The sequence below is a fragment of the Lactobacillus amylolyticus DSM 11664 genome (assembly GCF_000178475.1).
Taxonomy (GTDB): domain Bacteria; phylum Bacillota; class Bacilli; order Lactobacillales; family Lactobacillaceae; genus Lactobacillus; species Lactobacillus amylolyticus.
On sequence record NZ_ADNY01000003.1, the window covers coordinates 1 to 2,065 of the forward strand.

Below are 2,065 nucleotides of genomic sequence, written 5' to 3' on the forward strand. Positions count from 1 at the left end.
ATGCTCTTTTTATTTAACGTGAACTAAAGTGTACTTTCTCTTACCTTTACGGATGATGACGTATTTGCCCTCGAAAGCACTAGCTGGATCAACATCGAATTCCAAATCTTGTTCACGATCACCGTTAACGTAAATCGCACCATTCTTGACATCTTCACGCGCTTGACGCTTAGATGGTTCAATCTTTGTATCAACTAAGAAGTCAATGATGTTCTTTGCCTTAGCATCGGTTTCAGCACTAGGAGCTGACTTCAAACCTTGTTCAATTTGCTTAACTGACAAATCTTTAATATTGCCTGAGAACAAAGCATCAGTAATCATTTGTGCTTCTTTTAAGCCATCTTCACCGTGGACAAACTTAGTAACTTCTTCAGCCAACTTCTTTTGAGCAGCCCGCTTCCAAGGTTCTTTCTTGGTCTTTTCAGCCAAATCTTCAATTTCTTCACGTGACAAGAAAGTGAAGTACTTCAAGTATTTAACTACATCACGGTCATCTTGGTTAATCCAGAATTGGTAGAATTCGTAGGGACTGGTCTTTTCTGGATCAAGCCAAACAGCACCACCAGCAGATTTGCCAAATTTGGTACCATCAGCCTTAAGCATCAATGGAATAGTCAAACCAAAGGCTGGACGATCTGCGCCTTCAAGCTTGTGAATCAAATCGATGCCGGCAGTGATATTGCCCCACTGGTCACTACCACCGATTTCGAGTTGAACGCCGTTATTCTTGTTTAAGTGATAGAAGTCGATGGCCTGCAAAATTTGGTAGGTAAATTCAGTAAAGGAAATTCCGTTTTCAAGACGGCTGGCAACAACATCCTTGTTAAGCATGTTGTTAACTTGGAAGTATTTACCATAATCACGTAAGAAGTCGATTAAGTTAAGCTTTCCTAACCATGCCTTGTTGTTGACGATTTCGAAGTTTTCAGTACCAAATAAACGCTTCATTTGGTCAGTCAAGCATTTTTCATTATGTTCAACTTGAGCGGCAGTTTGAAGGACACGTTCAGTCTTACGACCAGATGGGTCACCGATTGCACCAGTACCACCACCGATTAAAATTACTGGGTGGTAACCAGCCATTTGGAATCTCTTCAAAATCATAAATGGAATCAAGTGTCCAATGTGAAGAGAATCACCGGTTGGGTCAGTTCCGCAGTATAGAGCTACGTCATCATGTTCAGCTAAGTACTTGCGCAAGCCTTCTTCATCAGTTTGTTGGTTAATCGCACCGCGCCATTTTAAATCCTCTAAAATATCGAATTTTGCCATGTTTTTCCTCCAATAAAAAACGCCCCTCGAAGATTTCTCTTCAAGGGACGACTAAACTTCATCATTAGCCGTGGTACCACCCACATTCGCGCTAAACAGCGCCTTAACAGTCTTTACGGGAACTGCCCCATTCAGTATTTCGTCAAAAATGGTCTGTCTAGCTCACACCAACCGCTAGTTCTCTGAACGCTGAACCATCTTGCTACTTTGTTAATAATGATCTTACTTAGTTTTGGTCAAATAGTCAACCACTTTTTACATAATGTGCTTATTAAACCATGGAATCTGCTGCACTAAGGCCATTACCAAGCCAGAAACAATAAAAATAATTGTTGCCAGACACGGCACAAGCAAGAAACTATTAGTGAACACCCTTTTAAGCTGAAAATGATAATTCGGATTTAAAAACAGAGCCCCAGAAATCATGGTAAAAAGCGGAACACTGCAGCGTGACAGCGAATCCCAAAAATTGAAACCCTGCCAAGGTGCTGAACCGATTTGCGCCAGACCATATGCTTTTTGACTTGAAACGTGGATCACGATTACCGCAATCGTCGCTAAGATTCTTAGCCGATCCAGATAATGAATCCTTCCCTTTGCTTTTTCCACTTTTTTTATTGGCTCTATAATTTTTCCTGTTGATGACTTATCAATATGATAAGCTGTTAACAGGTTTTTTATTGCATAAAAAAGGAGGACATAGTCCCCTGTAATAAAAAATCTATCCTACTAAACATTTTATAAATAAAGGTGTGTTTCTATGTCCTCTTTTAATAATTGTATTAAATTTGAT

At 40.0% G+C, this 2,065-nt stretch carries 2 protein-coding genes; both read right to left on the bottom strand.

The features are described 5' to 3' along the window. Positions 1–9: 9 nt before the first annotated feature. Positions 10–1,272 carry a tyrosine--tRNA ligase gene (tyrS, locus tag HMPREF0493_RS00285; RefSeq protein ID WP_006351213.1) on the bottom strand — a complete coding sequence of 421 codons (1,263 nt, stop codon included), beginning with the start codon at positions 1,270–1,272 and terminating at the stop codon, positions 10–12. A 255-nt stretch (positions 1,273–1,527) separates the two neighbouring features. After that, on the bottom strand, positions 1,528–1,881 hold the full coding sequence (locus HMPREF0493_RS00290) for an acyltransferase family protein (protein WP_006351214.1): 354 nt from the start codon (positions 1,879–1,881) through the stop codon (positions 1,528–1,530). Positions 1,882–2,065 lie beyond the last annotated feature (184 nt).